The organism is Rhodospirillales bacterium (assembly GCA_018666775.1).
GTDB lineage: Bacteria > Pseudomonadota > Alphaproteobacteria > SMXQ01 > SMXQ01 > JABIXC01.
On the sequence record JABIXC010000008.1, the window covers coordinates 1 to 12,900 of the forward strand.

Annotated in this window: 26 protein-coding genes; all 26 read left to right on the top strand. The window is 51.3% G+C overall.

Features of this window, described 5'->3' with window-relative positions; translation table 11 throughout:
* Positions 1 to 139 (top strand): elongation factor Tu (tuf, locus tag HOJ08_04495; GenBank protein ID MBT5672696.1); only part of this gene is annotated, 139 nt, incomplete at its 5' end.
* 26 nt (positions 140 to 165) lie between these two features.
* Positions 166 to 474: a 30S ribosomal protein S10 gene (gene rpsJ, locus HOJ08_04500; GenBank protein ID MBT5672697.1), complete on the top strand. Its 309-nt coding sequence runs from the start codon at positions 166 to 168 to the stop codon at positions 472 to 474.
* 29 nt (positions 475 to 503) lie between these two features.
* Positions 504 to 1,304 carry a 50S ribosomal protein L3 gene (rplC, locus tag HOJ08_04505; protein ID MBT5672698.1) on the top strand — a complete coding sequence of 267 codons (801 nt, stop codon included), beginning with the start codon at positions 504 to 506 and terminating at the stop codon, positions 1,302 to 1,304.
* 5 nt (positions 1,305 to 1,309) lie between these two features.
* Positions 1,310 to 1,930 (top strand): 50S ribosomal protein L4, encoded by a 621-nt coding sequence (rplD, locus tag HOJ08_04510; protein MBT5672699.1) that lies wholly within the window; start codon positions 1,310 to 1,312, stop codon positions 1,928 to 1,930.
* Positions 1,927 to 2,253: a 50S ribosomal protein L23 gene (locus HOJ08_04515; GenBank protein MBT5672700.1), complete on the top strand. Its 327-nt coding sequence runs from the start codon at positions 1,927 to 1,929 to the stop codon at positions 2,251 to 2,253. Before rplD ends, HOJ08_04515 begins: the two co-directional genes overlap by 4 nt.
* A gap of 21 nt (positions 2,254 to 2,274) precedes the next feature.
* On the top strand, positions 2,275 to 3,117 hold the full coding sequence (rplB, locus tag HOJ08_04520; GenBank protein ID MBT5672701.1) for a 50S ribosomal protein L2: 843 nt from the start codon (positions 2,275 to 2,277) through the stop codon (positions 3,115 to 3,117).
* A 14-nt stretch (positions 3,118 to 3,131) separates the two neighbouring features.
* Entirely contained in the window at positions 3,132 to 3,410 is a 279-nt protein-coding gene (gene rpsS / locus HOJ08_04525; protein MBT5672702.1) for a 30S ribosomal protein S19, read from the top strand.
* Between the two features lie 4 nt (positions 3,411 to 3,414).
* On the top strand, positions 3,415 to 3,795 hold the full coding sequence (gene rplV, locus HOJ08_04530; protein MBT5672703.1) for a 50S ribosomal protein L22: 381 nt from the start codon (positions 3,415 to 3,417) through the stop codon (positions 3,793 to 3,795).
* Positions 3,795 to 4,526, top strand: coding sequence for a 30S ribosomal protein S3 (gene rpsC / locus HOJ08_04535; protein MBT5672704.1), 732 nt, complete (start codon positions 3,795 to 3,797; stop codon positions 4,524 to 4,526). The genes rplV and rpsC overlap by 1 nt, the downstream gene beginning before the upstream one ends.
* 6 nt (positions 4,527 to 4,532) lie before the next feature.
* A complete protein-coding gene (gene rplP / locus HOJ08_04540) occupies positions 4,533 to 4,952 on the top strand; it encodes a 50S ribosomal protein L16 (protein ID MBT5672705.1) in 420 nt (139 codons plus the stop codon).
* Positions 4,953 to 4,954: 2 nt separating this feature from the next.
* Positions 4,955 to 5,152 (top strand): 50S ribosomal protein L29, encoded by a 198-nt coding sequence (gene rpmC, locus HOJ08_04545; GenBank protein ID MBT5672706.1) that lies wholly within the window; start codon positions 4,955 to 4,957, stop codon positions 5,150 to 5,152.
* Positions 5,153 to 5,178: 26 nt separating this feature from the next.
* Entirely contained in the window at positions 5,179 to 5,415 is a 237-nt protein-coding gene (rpsQ, locus tag HOJ08_04550) for a 30S ribosomal protein S17 (protein MBT5672707.1), read from the top strand.
* 31 nt (positions 5,416 to 5,446) lie between these two features.
* Entirely contained in the window at positions 5,447 to 5,815 is a 369-nt protein-coding gene (gene rplN / locus HOJ08_04555; protein ID MBT5672708.1) for a 50S ribosomal protein L14, read from the top strand.
* Positions 5,816 to 5,836: 21 nt separating this feature from the next.
* Positions 5,837 to 6,178 (top strand): 50S ribosomal protein L24, encoded by a 342-nt coding sequence (gene rplX / locus HOJ08_04560; GenBank protein ID MBT5672709.1) that lies wholly within the window; start codon positions 5,837 to 5,839, stop codon positions 6,176 to 6,178.
* A 45-nt stretch (positions 6,179 to 6,223) separates the two neighbouring features.
* Complete coding sequence (gene rplE, locus HOJ08_04565) at positions 6,224 to 6,787, top strand: 50S ribosomal protein L5 (protein ID MBT5672710.1); 564 nt, start codon at positions 6,224 to 6,226, stop codon at positions 6,785 to 6,787.
* A gap of 22 nt (positions 6,788 to 6,809) precedes the next feature.
* Positions 6,810 to 7,115: a 30S ribosomal protein S14 gene (gene rpsN / locus HOJ08_04570; protein MBT5672711.1), complete on the top strand. Its 306-nt coding sequence runs from the start codon at positions 6,810 to 6,812 to the stop codon at positions 7,113 to 7,115.
* Positions 7,116 to 7,133: 18 nt separating this feature from the next.
* Entirely contained in the window at positions 7,134 to 7,532 is a 399-nt protein-coding gene (gene rpsH, locus HOJ08_04575) for a 30S ribosomal protein S8 (protein MBT5672712.1), read from the top strand.
* A 32-nt stretch (positions 7,533 to 7,564) separates the two neighbouring features.
* On the top strand, positions 7,565 to 8,098 hold the full coding sequence (gene rplF, locus HOJ08_04580) for a 50S ribosomal protein L6 (GenBank protein MBT5672713.1): 534 nt from the start codon (positions 7,565 to 7,567) through the stop codon (positions 8,096 to 8,098).
* Between the two features lie 12 nt (positions 8,099 to 8,110).
* The gene (rplR, locus tag HOJ08_04585; protein MBT5672714.1) at positions 8,111 to 8,470 is read left to right on the top strand and encodes a 50S ribosomal protein L18; all 360 of its coding nucleotides are present in this window, start codon (positions 8,111 to 8,113) and stop codon (positions 8,468 to 8,470) included.
* Positions 8,471 to 8,480: 10 nt separating this feature from the next.
* Positions 8,481 to 9,068, top strand: a complete 588-nt coding sequence (gene rpsE / locus HOJ08_04590) for a 30S ribosomal protein S5 (GenBank protein ID MBT5672715.1) — start codon at positions 8,481 to 8,483, stop codon at positions 9,066 to 9,068.
* A complete protein-coding gene (gene rpmD / locus HOJ08_04595; protein ID MBT5672716.1) occupies positions 9,061 to 9,249 on the top strand; it encodes a 50S ribosomal protein L30 in 189 nt (62 codons plus the stop codon). Before rpsE ends, rpmD begins: the two co-directional genes overlap by 8 nt.
* Positions 9,250 to 9,284: 35 nt before the next feature.
* On the top strand, positions 9,285 to 9,869 hold the full coding sequence (locus HOJ08_04600) for a 50S ribosomal protein L15 (protein MBT5672717.1): 585 nt from the start codon (positions 9,285 to 9,287) through the stop codon (positions 9,867 to 9,869).
* An 87-nt stretch (positions 9,870 to 9,956) separates the two neighbouring features.
* A complete protein-coding gene (secY, locus tag HOJ08_04605; GenBank protein ID MBT5672718.1) occupies positions 9,957 to 11,300 on the top strand; it encodes a preprotein translocase subunit SecY in 1,344 nt (447 codons plus the stop codon).
* Positions 11,297 to 11,959 carry an adenylate kinase gene (locus tag HOJ08_04610; protein ID MBT5672719.1) on the top strand — a complete coding sequence of 221 codons (663 nt, stop codon included), beginning with the start codon at positions 11,297 to 11,299 and terminating at the stop codon, positions 11,957 to 11,959. The genes secY and HOJ08_04610 overlap by 4 nt, the downstream gene beginning before the upstream one ends.
* 124 nt (positions 11,960 to 12,083) lie before the next feature.
* Positions 12,084 to 12,455, top strand: a complete 372-nt coding sequence (gene rpsM, locus HOJ08_04615) for a 30S ribosomal protein S13 (protein MBT5672720.1) — start codon at positions 12,084 to 12,086, stop codon at positions 12,453 to 12,455.
* Positions 12,456 to 12,480: 25 nt separating this feature from the next.
* Positions 12,481 to 12,870: a 30S ribosomal protein S11 gene (rpsK, locus tag HOJ08_04620; GenBank protein MBT5672721.1), complete on the top strand. Its 390-nt coding sequence runs from the start codon at positions 12,481 to 12,483 to the stop codon at positions 12,868 to 12,870.
* Positions 12,871 to 12,900 lie beyond the last annotated feature (30 nt).

The following is a 12,900-nucleotide window of genomic DNA, read 5'->3' on the forward strand; positions in this document are numbered from 1 at the left end:
AATGGTGATGCCTGGAGATAATGTGTCGGTGACGGTTACGTTGATTAACCCCATCGCCATGGAAGAAGGACTGCGTTTCGCCATTCGCGAAGGTGGCCGCACTGTTGGCGCCGGCGTCGTCTCTAAAATTATCGAATAAGCGTGATCTGAGGACGGAAAGAGATTATGGAAAACCAGAATATCCGCATCAGGCTGAAAGCCTTTGACCATCGCTTGCTGGACCAGTCCGCAAGTGAAATCGTCGGCACGGCCAAGCGTACAGGTGCTCAGGTGCGGGGACCCATTCCTTTGCCGACCAAAATTGAAAAGTTTACATTGCTGCGTTCACCCCATGTTGACAAAAAATCTCGGGAACAGTTCGAGATCAGAACGCACAAACGCCTTTTGGATATCATTGATCCAACCCCGCAGACGGTAGACGCGCTGATGAAGCTCGACCTAGCCGCCGGCGTGGATGTTGAGATCAGGCTTTAAGCGAATATTGGAAGATTGTGGATAACGCCATGCGCACCGGATTGATCGCAGAAAAAATGGGTATGACCCGTATCTTTACGGATAAGGGACAAGCTGTGCCCGTGACCGTGCTTCGCCTTGATAATTGTCAGGTCGTTGCTCAGAAGACCCAGGAAAAAGATGGCTACACCGCCCTGCAATTGGGTGTGGGTACTGCCAAGGTCAAAAATGTATCGAAACCAGCCCGTGGGCACTTTGCCAAGGCAAAGGTAGAGCCCAAACGCAAAGTTGTTGAATTTCGCGTGGCCGAAGATGCCATGGTGGATGTTGGTACCGAAATTAAGCCAAGCCATTTTGTTGCTGGTCAAAAAGTTGATGTTGTCGGGACCTCCATTGGTAAGGGTTTCGCAGGCGCCATGAAGCGTCATAACTTTGCTGGCCTCGAAGCATCACATGGTGTGTCAATCTCCCACAGGTCCCATGGGTCTACGGGTAACTCTCAAGACCCAGGCCGTGTGTTTAAAGGCAAGAAAATGGCCGGCCATATGGGTGACACCCGGATCACAACTCAGAATTTGGAAATTGTTTCCACCGATGATGACGAAGGCCTGATTTTGGTCAAAGGTGCAATCCCCGGTTCAAAGGGTGGGTTTGTCCTTATTTCTGATGCCATTAAAAAGGCGCGTCCAGATGATGCACCTTATCCTGCAGGTGTCGTTTCAGTGGCAAGTGCCGAAGAAGCCGCACCAGTAGAAGCAGCACCAGAAGAAGAAGCAGCACCAGAAGAAGCAGCACCAGAAGGTGATAATAATGAATCCGCCGAAACCGGCGATGAGAAAAAAGAGGATTAGGGCCGATGAAGGTTGATATCATCAATCTTGAAGCAAAGAATGTCGGCTCCATTGATTTGGTTGACGCAATCTTTGGTGTCACCGTCAGACGTGATGTTCTCCAACGTGTGGTCAACTGGCAGCGTGCGAAAAGCCGCGCCGGCACCCATAAGACAAAGACTGTGTCTGAAGTCAGCGGCACCACAAAAAAGCCATTTGCTCAAAAGGGCACTGGTCGTGCCCGTGCGGGTACATTGCGTGCCACGCAGCATCGTGGCGGCGCAACCATGTTTGGCCCAGTTGTGCGTACCCACAACACCAAGCTGACCAAGAAATTCCGCAAATTGGGTTTGCGTACCGCACTTTCTTCAAAGCAGGCCGCTGGCGAACTGGTGGTTCTGGATGAAGCCAAAATGAAAGATGCAAAGACCAAAATTCTTGCATCGCACGTTGAGAAATTGGGCTGGGGTTCGGCGCTTATTATTGATGGTCCAGAGGTAGATAGGGACTTTCTTAAAGCCGCACGGAACATTCCCGGAATTGATATCCTGCCCAGCAGCGGTGCCAATGTTTACGATATCATGCGCAGGCAAACCCTGATCCTGACCAAGGATGCGGTAACCGCGCTGGAAGTGAGGCTGAAATGACCAAACGGTTAAGTGCGAAAGACGTACGCGTCGGTGAAGGCAAGCAATACGATGTCTTGTTGGCTCCGGTGATTACAGAAAAATCAACCCAGGGCTCAGAGCACAACCAGGTAACCTTCCGGGTTCCCTTGTTGGCGACCAAGCCTGAAATTCGGGTTGCAGTTGAAAAACTGTTTAAGGTCAAAGTAAAAAACGTTAATACCCTGCGCCAAACTGGCAAGGTAAAGCGGTTTAGAAACACCACAGGCAAGCGGAACGATTTCAAAAAAGCAATCGTGACGTTGGCCGAAGGCGAAAGCATCGACGTGACGTCGGGTTTGTAAGAGAGCGGACAAGGAAAAGACATGGCACTCAAGACCCATAATCCAACGACCCCATCCCAGCGCCAGCTGGTTTTGGTTGACCGGTCGCATCTGCATAAGGGCAAGCCCATTAAGGCTTTGACCGAAGGTAAGAAGCGCATCAGCGGTCGCAATAATGCAGGCCGGATTACAATGCGCCAACGTGGTGGTGGCCATAAGCGCCGCTATCGCATCATTGATTTCAAGCGTCGTAAATTCGACGTTGAAGCGACCATCGAGCGTTTGGAATATGATCCAAATCGCACGGCCTTTATTGCGCTGATTAAATATGAAGATGGTGAGCAGGCCTACATTTTGGCGCCCCAACGCGTAGAGCCCGGTGATAAGGTTATTGCCGGTGAACGGGTTGATGTGCAGCCAGGCAATGCGATGCTGCTGAAAAACATTCCAGTGGGCACCATTGTTCACAATGTTGAAATGAAGCCCGGTCGCGGCGGACAGATCGCCCGTTCTGCTGGCACCTATGTCCAGCTGATCGGTAAAGATTCCGGTTATGCCCAGTTGCGGCTTGGTTCTGGTGAAGTTCGGGCCGTTCCTGAACAGTGCATCGCAACAATTGGTGCCGTATCCAATGCGGATCAGAAAAATATTAATCTCGGTAAGGCCGGGCGCAAGCGGTGGTTGGGCCGTCGCCCAACGGTTCGTGGTGTTGCCATGAACCCGATTGATCACCCCCATGGTGGTGGCGAAGGCCGTACTTCAGGTGGGCGTCATCCCGTTACACCTTGGGGTAAGCCGACTAAGGGTGCGCGGACGCGAAATAAGAAGGCCTCATCAAACAGGCTTATTATTCGCAGTCGTCACCGTTCGAAGAGCAAAAGGTAGAGGGTAGCAAGGCTATGTCACGTTCAGTCTGGAAAGGTCCCTTTGTGGATGGTTATCTTCTTAAGAAAGCAGATGCCGCACGGGAATCAGGCAGCAAGCAGATCATTAAAATCTGGTCGCGCCGTTCAACCGTTCTGCCGCAGTTTGTGGGCCTGACTTTCGGGGTCTACAACGGTAGGAAATTCATCCCGGTACTCGCAACCGAGGATATGATCGGACACAAGTTCGGTGAGTTTTCGCCTACGCGTTCTTATTACGGCCATACGGCCGATAAGAAAGTGAAGAGGGATTAGGACCATGGGAAAGAAAGCAAACAAGCGCCGCGCTCAGGAAAATGAAGCCATGGCGCATGGCAACATGATCCGCGTCAGCCCCCAGAAATTGGGGTTGGTTGCAGGCTTAATCCGGGGCAAGGCCGTTGGCCAGGCATTGGCCGACCTTACGTTTTCAACCAGACGTATTTCTAATGATGTGAAAAAAGTGCTGCAATCGGCGATCGCCAATGCAGAAAACAACCACGACCTTGATGCGGACCGGCTTTATGTATCTGAAGCGACCGTTGGCAAGGCGTTGGTAATGAAACGATTTAGGGCACGTGCCCGAGGCCGTGCGGGTTCTCTGTTGAAGCCTTTTGCAAAAATTACGGTCGTGGTGCGTGAACGTGAGGAGAAGGCGTAATGGGTCATAAGGTTAATCCAATTGGGTTCCGTCTTGGTATCAACCGCACCTGGGATTCGCGGTGGTATATGGATGATGGCTATGCCGATCTTCTGCTCGAAGATATCAATATCCGTAAGTACCTTTTGAAGGAACTGGCTTCGGCCGGCATCGGCAAGGTAGTTATTGAGCGCCCTGCAAAAAAGGCACGGATCACAATTCATACAGCACGTCCCGGTGTTGTCATTGGTAAAAAGGGTTCCGATATTGAGCGCCTGCGTACGGCAATCACAAAGATGACCGATGCAGATGTGCACGTAAATATCGTCGAAATCCGTAAGCCTGAAATTGATGCCCAGTTGGTCGCCGAGAATATTGCTCAGCAGTTGGAACGCCGAATTGCTTTCCGTCGCGCCATGAAGCGTTCGGTTCAATCAGCCATGCGTTTGGGTGCTCAAGGCATTCGTATTAATTGCGCTGGTCGTTTGGGCGGTGCAGAAATTGCGCGGACCGAATGGTATCGTGAAGGCCGTGTGCCATTGCACACACTGCGTGCCGATATTGATTATGGCGTTGCAAGGGCAGCAACAACGTACGGCATTTGCGGGATTAAGGTTTGGATTTTCAAGGGTGAGATCATGGAACATGATCCAATGGCGCTTGATAAGAAAATTATGGAACAGCAGGTTGGTCGTGCAGGCGCGGGTGCGCCAGGTACACCAGCTCCTGCAGGGGCGCAGGGCCGAGGATAAAGAGCAATGTTACAGCCAAAACGTACTAAATATCGCAAGGCCCATAAGGGCAGAATTCATGGCAATGCCAAAGGTGGCACCAGCCTGAGTTTTGGTTCTTTTGGATTGAAGGCCCTGGAGCCAGAAAGACTGACGGCCCGCCAGATCGAAGCCGCACGGCGTGCAATGACACGTCATATGAAGCGTGCCGGTCGTGTCTGGGTGCTTGTCTTTCCTGATCTTCCGGTCAGCCAAAAGCCTGCAGAAGTTCGCCAAGGTAAGGGTAAAGGTGCTCCTGAATATTGGGCGTGCCGTGTTCACCCCGGGCGCATTATGTTTGAAATTGATGGTGTCCCCATGGATGTCGCCAAGCATGCATTTGAATTGGCCGCAGCAAAATTACCTATTCGGACCAAATTTGTTAGCCGTATCGGTCTGGGAGAATAATCATGAAGTCAGATGATCTTCGGGCAAAATCTCTCGATGAACTCAAGACCGAATTGGTCACGCTGAAGAAGGAAGCCTTTAATTTGCGTTTCCAGAGTGCCAGTGGCCAGCTCGAAAATACAGCGCGAGTGCGCTATGTGCGTCGCACAATTGCACGCATTCAGACTATTTTGAACCAGAAGGTTGCCCAAAGCGCTTAGGCGCAGGGCAAGATTGAGGACCTGAAATGCCGAAGCGCGTAATGCAAGGAACGGTGGTCTCCGATAAGGGAGATAAAACAGTGGTCGTGCAGGTTGATCGCCAGTATATCCACCCGTTGGTCAAGAAAGTTGTGCGGCGCTCCAAGAAGGTTGCGGCTCATGATGAAGGCAATAGCCACAAGATCGGAGACAAGGTGCGCATTCAAGAATGCCGCCCGGTTTCAAAGCGTAAATGTTGGGAAGTTATTACCGGGGACGCCTAAGGCGCCGGTTTAAAGTGAAGGGTTTATAACGATGATCCAGATGCAGACTAACCTTGAAGTTGCCGATAATTCAGGCGCGCGACGGGTCCAGTGCATCAAGGTGCTTGGTGGCTCCAAGCGCATGATTGCGGGAGTGGGCGACGTTATTGTCGTGTCCATTAAAGAAGCCATTCCCCGTGGCCGTGTGAAAAAGGGCGACGTCCAGAAGGCGGTGATCGTGCGCACAGCGAGCGAAATCCGGCGCAAGGATGGCAGCATCATTCGCTTTGATCGCAACGCTGCGGTGTTGATTGATGGTCAGGGCGAACCCATTGGAACGCGTATTTTTGGCCCCGTAACCCGTGAATTGCGGGCCAAGGGTTACATGAAAATTATTTCCCTGGCTCCAGAAGTTCTGTAGCGGCTGGGATGGATGAGAGATATGCAAAAAGCTAAAAACACAGCAAAGATCAAGAAGATCAAAAAGGGCGACACCGTCATGGTGTTGACCGGCAAAGACAAGGGCAAACAAGGCGAAGTGCTTAAGGTCCTGCCATCTGATGGTCGTGTCTTGGTCCAGGGCGTCAATATGGTCAAGCGCCATTCCCGGGGTGGACAAACCGAAGCACCTGGAATCAAGGAACAGGAAGCAAGCTTGCATATTTCAAATGTTGCCGTATTGGATCCCAAAGACAACAAGCCCACCAGGGTGACGTTTAAGGTTCTTGACGGTGGACGCAAGGTTCGAGTGGCCAAGCGGTCCGGAGAAGTAATTGACGTCTAGCGACGTAATTGATGTCTAAAGACGTCGGGTATTGAGGAAGAGAAGATGGCAGACGCCAGTGAAAATTACGTTCCACGGTTAAAGGAACAGTACAATTCTGTTGCCAGGGCGGCTTTGATCGAAAAATTCGGTTACAAGAGCGTCATGGAAGTGCCGCGCCTTGCAAAAATAGTCGTGAATATGGGCGTTGGCGAAGCGGCAGCGGATTCAAAGAAGATGAATGCCGCCATCAACGAGCTATCCATCATTTCCGGCCAAAAACCGTTTATTGCGCGGGCCAGAAGGTCTGTCGCTAACTTCAAGCTACGTGAAGGCATGCCGATTGGTTGCAAGGTTACGCTCAGGCGCACCCGCATGTATGAATTCATGGATCGGCTTGTAAACATTGCCATGCCACGTGTTCGTGATTTTCGTGGGGTGCCGGGAAAAAGCTTTGATGGATTGGGCAATTATTCGCTTGGACTGAAGGAACAAATTGTTTTTCCAGAAATTAATTATGACGACATTGATGCCGTGCGCGGAATGGATATCAGCATTGTCACCACGGCCAGAACCGATGAAGAAGCTAGGGTGCTTCTTGAAGGTTTTGACTTTCCGTTCGAAAAATAACGGAAATTAAGGAGACGTTTTAATGGCTAAAAGTAGTGCGGTTCAAAAAAACAAAAGTCGGGAACGGTTGGTGGCTAAATTTGCCAATCGTCGGGCGAAGCTGAAGGCCATTGCCAAGGATGGATCCTTGCCGATGGAAGAACGCTTCGCAGCCCGGCTTAAACTTGCTGAATTGCCTCGCAATTCAAGCCCGGTTCGTGTTCGGACCCGGTGTCAGATGACTGGGCGCCCTCGTGGTGTTTACTCTAAATTCAAACTTGGCCGCATCTCGCTGCGTGAATTGGCATCAAGTGGCCAAATTCCCGGCATGGTTAAGTCGAGCTGGTAGGGGAAGGAGGGCTAAAATATGTCCATGAGCGACCCCTTGGGGGATATGTTAACACGGATCCGGAACGCACAGGGCCGGAAGCTTTCAAGCACAACCACGCCGGCTTCAAGCCTGCGTGCCAATGTTCTTGAAGTCCTGCAAAAGGAAGGCTACATCCGGAGTTACGAACGTCATGAAGTGTCACCTGGCATTTCAGAGATAAAGATTGAATTGAAATACCATGAAGGTGCCGGCGTAATTCGGACCATTAAGCGGGTTTCCACACCCGGCCGTCGTGTCTATTCAAAGATTAAAGATCTGCCTCGGCCCTTTAATGGGCTTGGAATTGCGGTCTTGTCGACGCCCCGTGGCGTGATGTCAGATATTGAGGCTCGTGAAGCCAATGTTGGTGGCGAAGTTCTCTGCCAGGTCTTTTAGATCTGGTCTGGAAAGTTTTGAAGGAGTGAATAATGTCGCGCATCGGTAAAAACCCGATTCCTGTACCAAATGGCGTAACGGTAAACGTCTCTGGTCAGGAGCTTTCAGCCAAGGGCAAACTTGGCGAGCTCAAGATCGTGCTCGTTGACGAAGTTCTGGCAGAAATGAATGGGGATGAAATCAAGGTCCAACCCCGTGATGATTCCACTCGGGCACGGACCATGTGGGGCATGAGCCGCACCCTGGTTAGCAATGTCGTCCTTGGCGTTTCAGAAGGATTTTCAAAGAATTTGGAAATTGAAGGCGTTGGCTATCGTGCGCAAGTGCAGGGTAAAAAACTGATTTTACAGCTTGGGTATTCACACGATGTTGAATATCCAATTCCTGAAGGCATTCAAATCAAATGTGAACGGCCCACTGCAATCACTATTTCCGGTGCAGATCGCCAAAAGGTTGGTCAAATTGCCGCAGAAATAAGGGGTTTCAGGCCACCAGAGCCATACAAAGGCAAGGGTGTGCGTTATGAGGGTGAATATATCTTCCGCAAGGAAGGCAAGAAGAAGTAAGGAACGGATATTATGTTAACCAGTAAAGACCTCTATAACCGCCGCCGGGACCGGACGCGCACTGCGCTCCGTCGTCGCTCTACGCGCCCCCGCTTGTCGGTGTTCCGTTCGTCAAAGCACATTTATGTGCAGGTGATCGATGACGTAAAGGGCATCACTGTCGCTGCAGCATCGAGCTTGGATAAAGAACTTAAGGGCAAGCTGAAAACCGGCGCCGATCGCGCAGCCGCGATTGAAGTAGGTAAGCTTGTCGCCGCCAGGGCCAAAGCCGGTGGCGTCGAAGAAGTTGTATTCGACCGTGGGGGCTATTTGTTCCACGGTCGGGTGAAAGCGTTGGCAGATGCCGCGCGTGAAGGTGGATTGAAATTCTAAAGGGGCCAACATGGCACGCAGACCAGGTAGACAAGGGCAAGGCAGACAAGCAGACCAGGAAAACGAACTGGTTGATAAGCTCGTCGGGATCAACCGCGTGGCCAAGGTGGTCAAGGGTGGACGACGGTTTGGTTTTGCCGCCATCGTCGTCGTAGGCGACACCAAAGGCCGTGTCGGTTATGGCGCAGGTAAGGCCCGTGAAGTGCCAGAAGCAATTCGCAAAGCCACCGAACAAGCCAAGCGTAAAATGATCAGAGTGCCCATTCGTGATGGACGGACACTTCACCATGATGTGGAAGGTCGTTTTGGCGCAGGCAAGGTTGTTCTGCGTGCAGCACCTGCGGGTACCGGCATTATTGCTGGTGGTCCAATGCGCGCCGTTTTTGAAACCGTTGGCATTCATGACATTGTCACGAAATCCATCGGATCTTCAAATCCGTACAACATGATCAAGGCAACGTTCGATGCCCTGCAGAAATTAAGTGCACCGCGTTCGGTCGCAGCGCGGCGTTCAAAGAAGGTCAGCGAATTGTTTGGCACCAAACCAGTTAAGGCCGGGGCAAAAGAAGCTCAGGCAGAGGAATCGGTTGATGGCTGATACACTTCGCGTAACCCAAATTAAAAGTGCTATCAGGCGTCCCAAGGACCAGTTGGCAACCCTTATTGGGCTGGGTTTGAATAAGATAAATCGCACCCGCGAGCTGGAAGACACACCTTCCGTGCGGGGGATGATCGATAAAGTTTCGCACCTCGTCAGGGTGGAAGAAGAAAGCAAGTAGTCGGCTTTGTCCGACCGTATCAGAGGTTTAAAGTGATGAGACTGAATGAAATCAGCGATAAACATGGTGCCACCAAAGCGCGCAAGCGCGTTGGCCGTGGCATTGGTTCAGGCACGGGTAAAACCGCCAGTCGTGGTGTCAAAGGACAGAAGTCAAGGTCCGGTGTAGCCATCAAGGGGTTTGAAGGTGGCCAGATGCCAATCCACAGGCGTTTGCCAAAACGTGGTTTTCATAACTATACGGGCAAGCGCTTTTCTGAAATTGGTCTTGATACACTTCAAACAGCAATTGATGCCAAAAAAATTGATGCATCGAAGCCTGTCACTGAAAAAGGCCTGAAAGATGCAGGTATTATTACGCATTTGCGTGATGGCGTTCGTGTCCTTGGAAATGGCGTGCTGACGGTAAAGGTAACGCTGGAAGTTGCCGGGGCGACAAAATCAGCCATCGCTGGTGTTGAAACTGCGGGTGGAACCATCACCATTCTTCAGCCCAAAGCAGATAAATCTGCCAAGACCGAACGACGGAAAACCAAGGGCAAAAAAGACAAGGCTAAACAGCCTGCAGCGGCCCCCACAAAAGATGCCGGTAAAGATGCCGGTCCGGAAAAGGCCGAGTAGCCGGCTTCATATATTGTGGCTCGATTGAGGGCTTGTTAGGCGTAGTCAACGGGTGTAGCCCGGATGGCTGGAACCAGGAGAAAGAGTGTGGCATCTGCCGCCGAGCAGTTAGCAGCCAATATCAATTTTGGTGCTTTTTCCAAGGCCACCGAACTGAAGAAGCGTATCTGGTTCACCCTTGGGGTTCTTATCGTTTACCGCCTTGGCACCTACATTCCGCTTCCAGGAATCGATTCTCAGGTTATTGCTGATATTTTCCGCCAACAAGCAGGCGGTATTCTTGGCATGTTCAATATGTTTGCCGGCGGTGCGCTGGAACGTATGACCATCTTTGCCTTGTCCATTATGCCCTACATCTCTGCGGCCATTATCATGCAGCTGATGTCCAGTGTTTCCCCGAAATTGGAAGCATTGAAGAAAGAAGGTGAGCAGGGACAGAAAAAAATCAATCAATACACCCGTTATGGCACCGTTATTCTTGCCACGGTCCAAGCCTATGGCATTTCCGTTGGCATGGAAGGGATGACATCATCCACAGGGCCCGTGGTTTTGGATCCCGGCGTATTTTTCCGGGCTTCTACGGTCATTACCCTGGTTGGCGGCACCCTGTTTTTGATGTGGCTTGGTGAACAAATCACTGCACGCGGCGTTGGCAACGGCATATCGCTGATCATTTTTTCAGGCATTGTTGCCGAGCTGCCATCTGCGCTGGCCGCAACCCTGGAACTAGGCCGTACCGGTGCAATCTCTGCACTGGTGATTGTGGGCATTTTGGTCATGGTCGCAGCGGTCATCACGTTTATCGTTTTTGTAGAACGCGCCCAACGCAGGCTTATTGTCCAATACCCCAAACGGCAAATGGGCAATCGCATGTATGGTGGGGAAAGTTCCCACTTGCCACTGAAAATTAATACACCGGGCGTCATTCCGCCGATCTTTGCATCCGCGCTTTTGTTGATGCCTGTTACCGTTGCAGGTTTTAGCGCCGGACAAGGGCCAGAATGGATGACCATGATCACGGCCCATCTTGGCCGCGGACAGCCTGTGTTTCTGATCCTTTATGCATCGCTCATCATCTTCTTTGCCTTTTTCTATACGGCAGTGGTGTTTAACCCCACCGATACAGCCGATAATCTGAAAAAATATGGCGGGTTTATTCCCGGCATTCGTCCGGGTAAAAATACGGCGGATTATCTTGATTATGTGCTGACACGGTTGACGGTAGTGGGTGCCAGCTATTTGACATTGATAAGTTTGCTGCCAGAAATGCTGATTTCAAAATTTGCAGTCCCGTTTTATTTCGGCGGCACCAGTCTGTTGATTGTTGTCACCGTGACCATGGATACGGTGGCTCAGGTCCAATCCCATCTTTTGGCCCATCAATATGAAGGCTTGATCAAAAAATCACGTCTTCGGGGGCGCCAACGATGAATTTGATCCTGCTTGGGCCACCCGGAGCAGGGAAAGGCACCCAAGCCCAGCGGCTGGAGGATGATCGCGGCCTTAAACAACTGAGCACCGGCGATATGCTGCGCGCAGCAGTGGCTTCGGGAAGCGAGCTTGGGTCTCAGGTTAAGGGCATTATGGAACGTGGAGAATTGGTCTCTGACGATATTATCGTCGCCATGATTGCGGCCCGCATAAAAGAACCCGATTGTGGTGATGGGTTCATTCTTGATGGTTTCCCTCGCACCGTGGCCCAGGCTGAAGCGTTAGACATTATGTTGGTCGAAAATGGCCTTAGTCTTGATTTTGTGATCGAGCTGCAGGTTGATGATGGTGCACTGGTCGCTAGAGTTTCGGGACGATTTACCTGTTCTGGCTGTGGTATTGGCTATCACGATACGAACAAGCCCCCAAAAGTCGCAGATGTTTGCGATTCTTGTGGTGGTACAGAATTTATTCGGCGTCCAGATGATAACGCCGAAACCGTAGCGACCCGGCTGGGGGCTTATCATAGCCAAACAGCACCGCTTTTGCCCTATTACGGGGCGCGGGGGGTCTTAAAAACAGTTAATGGAATGGGTTCTATCGGGGCGGTGTCCCTGGCCATCGATGGGATCATGGAAAGTATTGAAAATGGGGCTTAAGTAGTTGACTTGACGGTCTGTTTTTCTATAATCGCTCGCCCTCCGGTAAGGATCTGGTCGGGGGCAGCTGACCACTATGGTTGGGCATTTTCGTCAGAGCTATTTTACATTGGGAGTCAAGGGCTTGGCACGTATTGCTGGCGTTAATATACCGACCGATAAGCGGGTCGAAGTGGGTTTAACCTACATTCATGGCATTGGTTCCACCTTTGCTAAACGAATCTGTGACAAAGCAGGGATCATTGACACCCAAAGGGTGCATCAGTTGACCGATGATGAGGTCATTCGGATCCGTGAAATCATAGATAGCGATTATTCCGTCGAGGGTGATTTGCGTCGCACAGTGGCTATGAACATCAAGCGATTGATGGATCTGGGCTGTTATCGCGGGCTTCGCCATCGCAAGGGACTGCCTGTTCATGGACAGCGTACCCACACCAATGCGCGTACCCGCAAGGGTAAGGCGCGGCCGATCACCGGCAAGAAAAAAGTTTAAGTAATTCAGATAGACAGGACTGGCAATGGCAACACCTCCAGCACGTACACGGCGTCGTGACCGAAAAAACATCGTTTCCGGTGTGGCTCATGTGAACTCGACGTTCAATAACACCATGATCACCATCAGTGATGCACAGGGGAATACAATTGCCTGGTCATCTGCTGGGGCTCAGGGTTTTAAGGGGTCAAGAAAATCAACCCCCTATGCCGCTCAAATGGCCGCTGAAGATGCGGGTCGTAAAGCCATGGAACACGGCATGAAAACCTTGGAGGTTGAGGTCAAGGGACCCGGTTCAGGGCGCGAATCAGCACTTCGTGCGTTGCAGACCGTTGGTTTTACCGTCACCTCCATTCGTGACGTAACACCAATTCCCCATAATGGCTGTCGCCCACCAAAGCGTCGCAGGGTTTAACCAACACTCGTTTTTCCCTCTGTTCAGGGC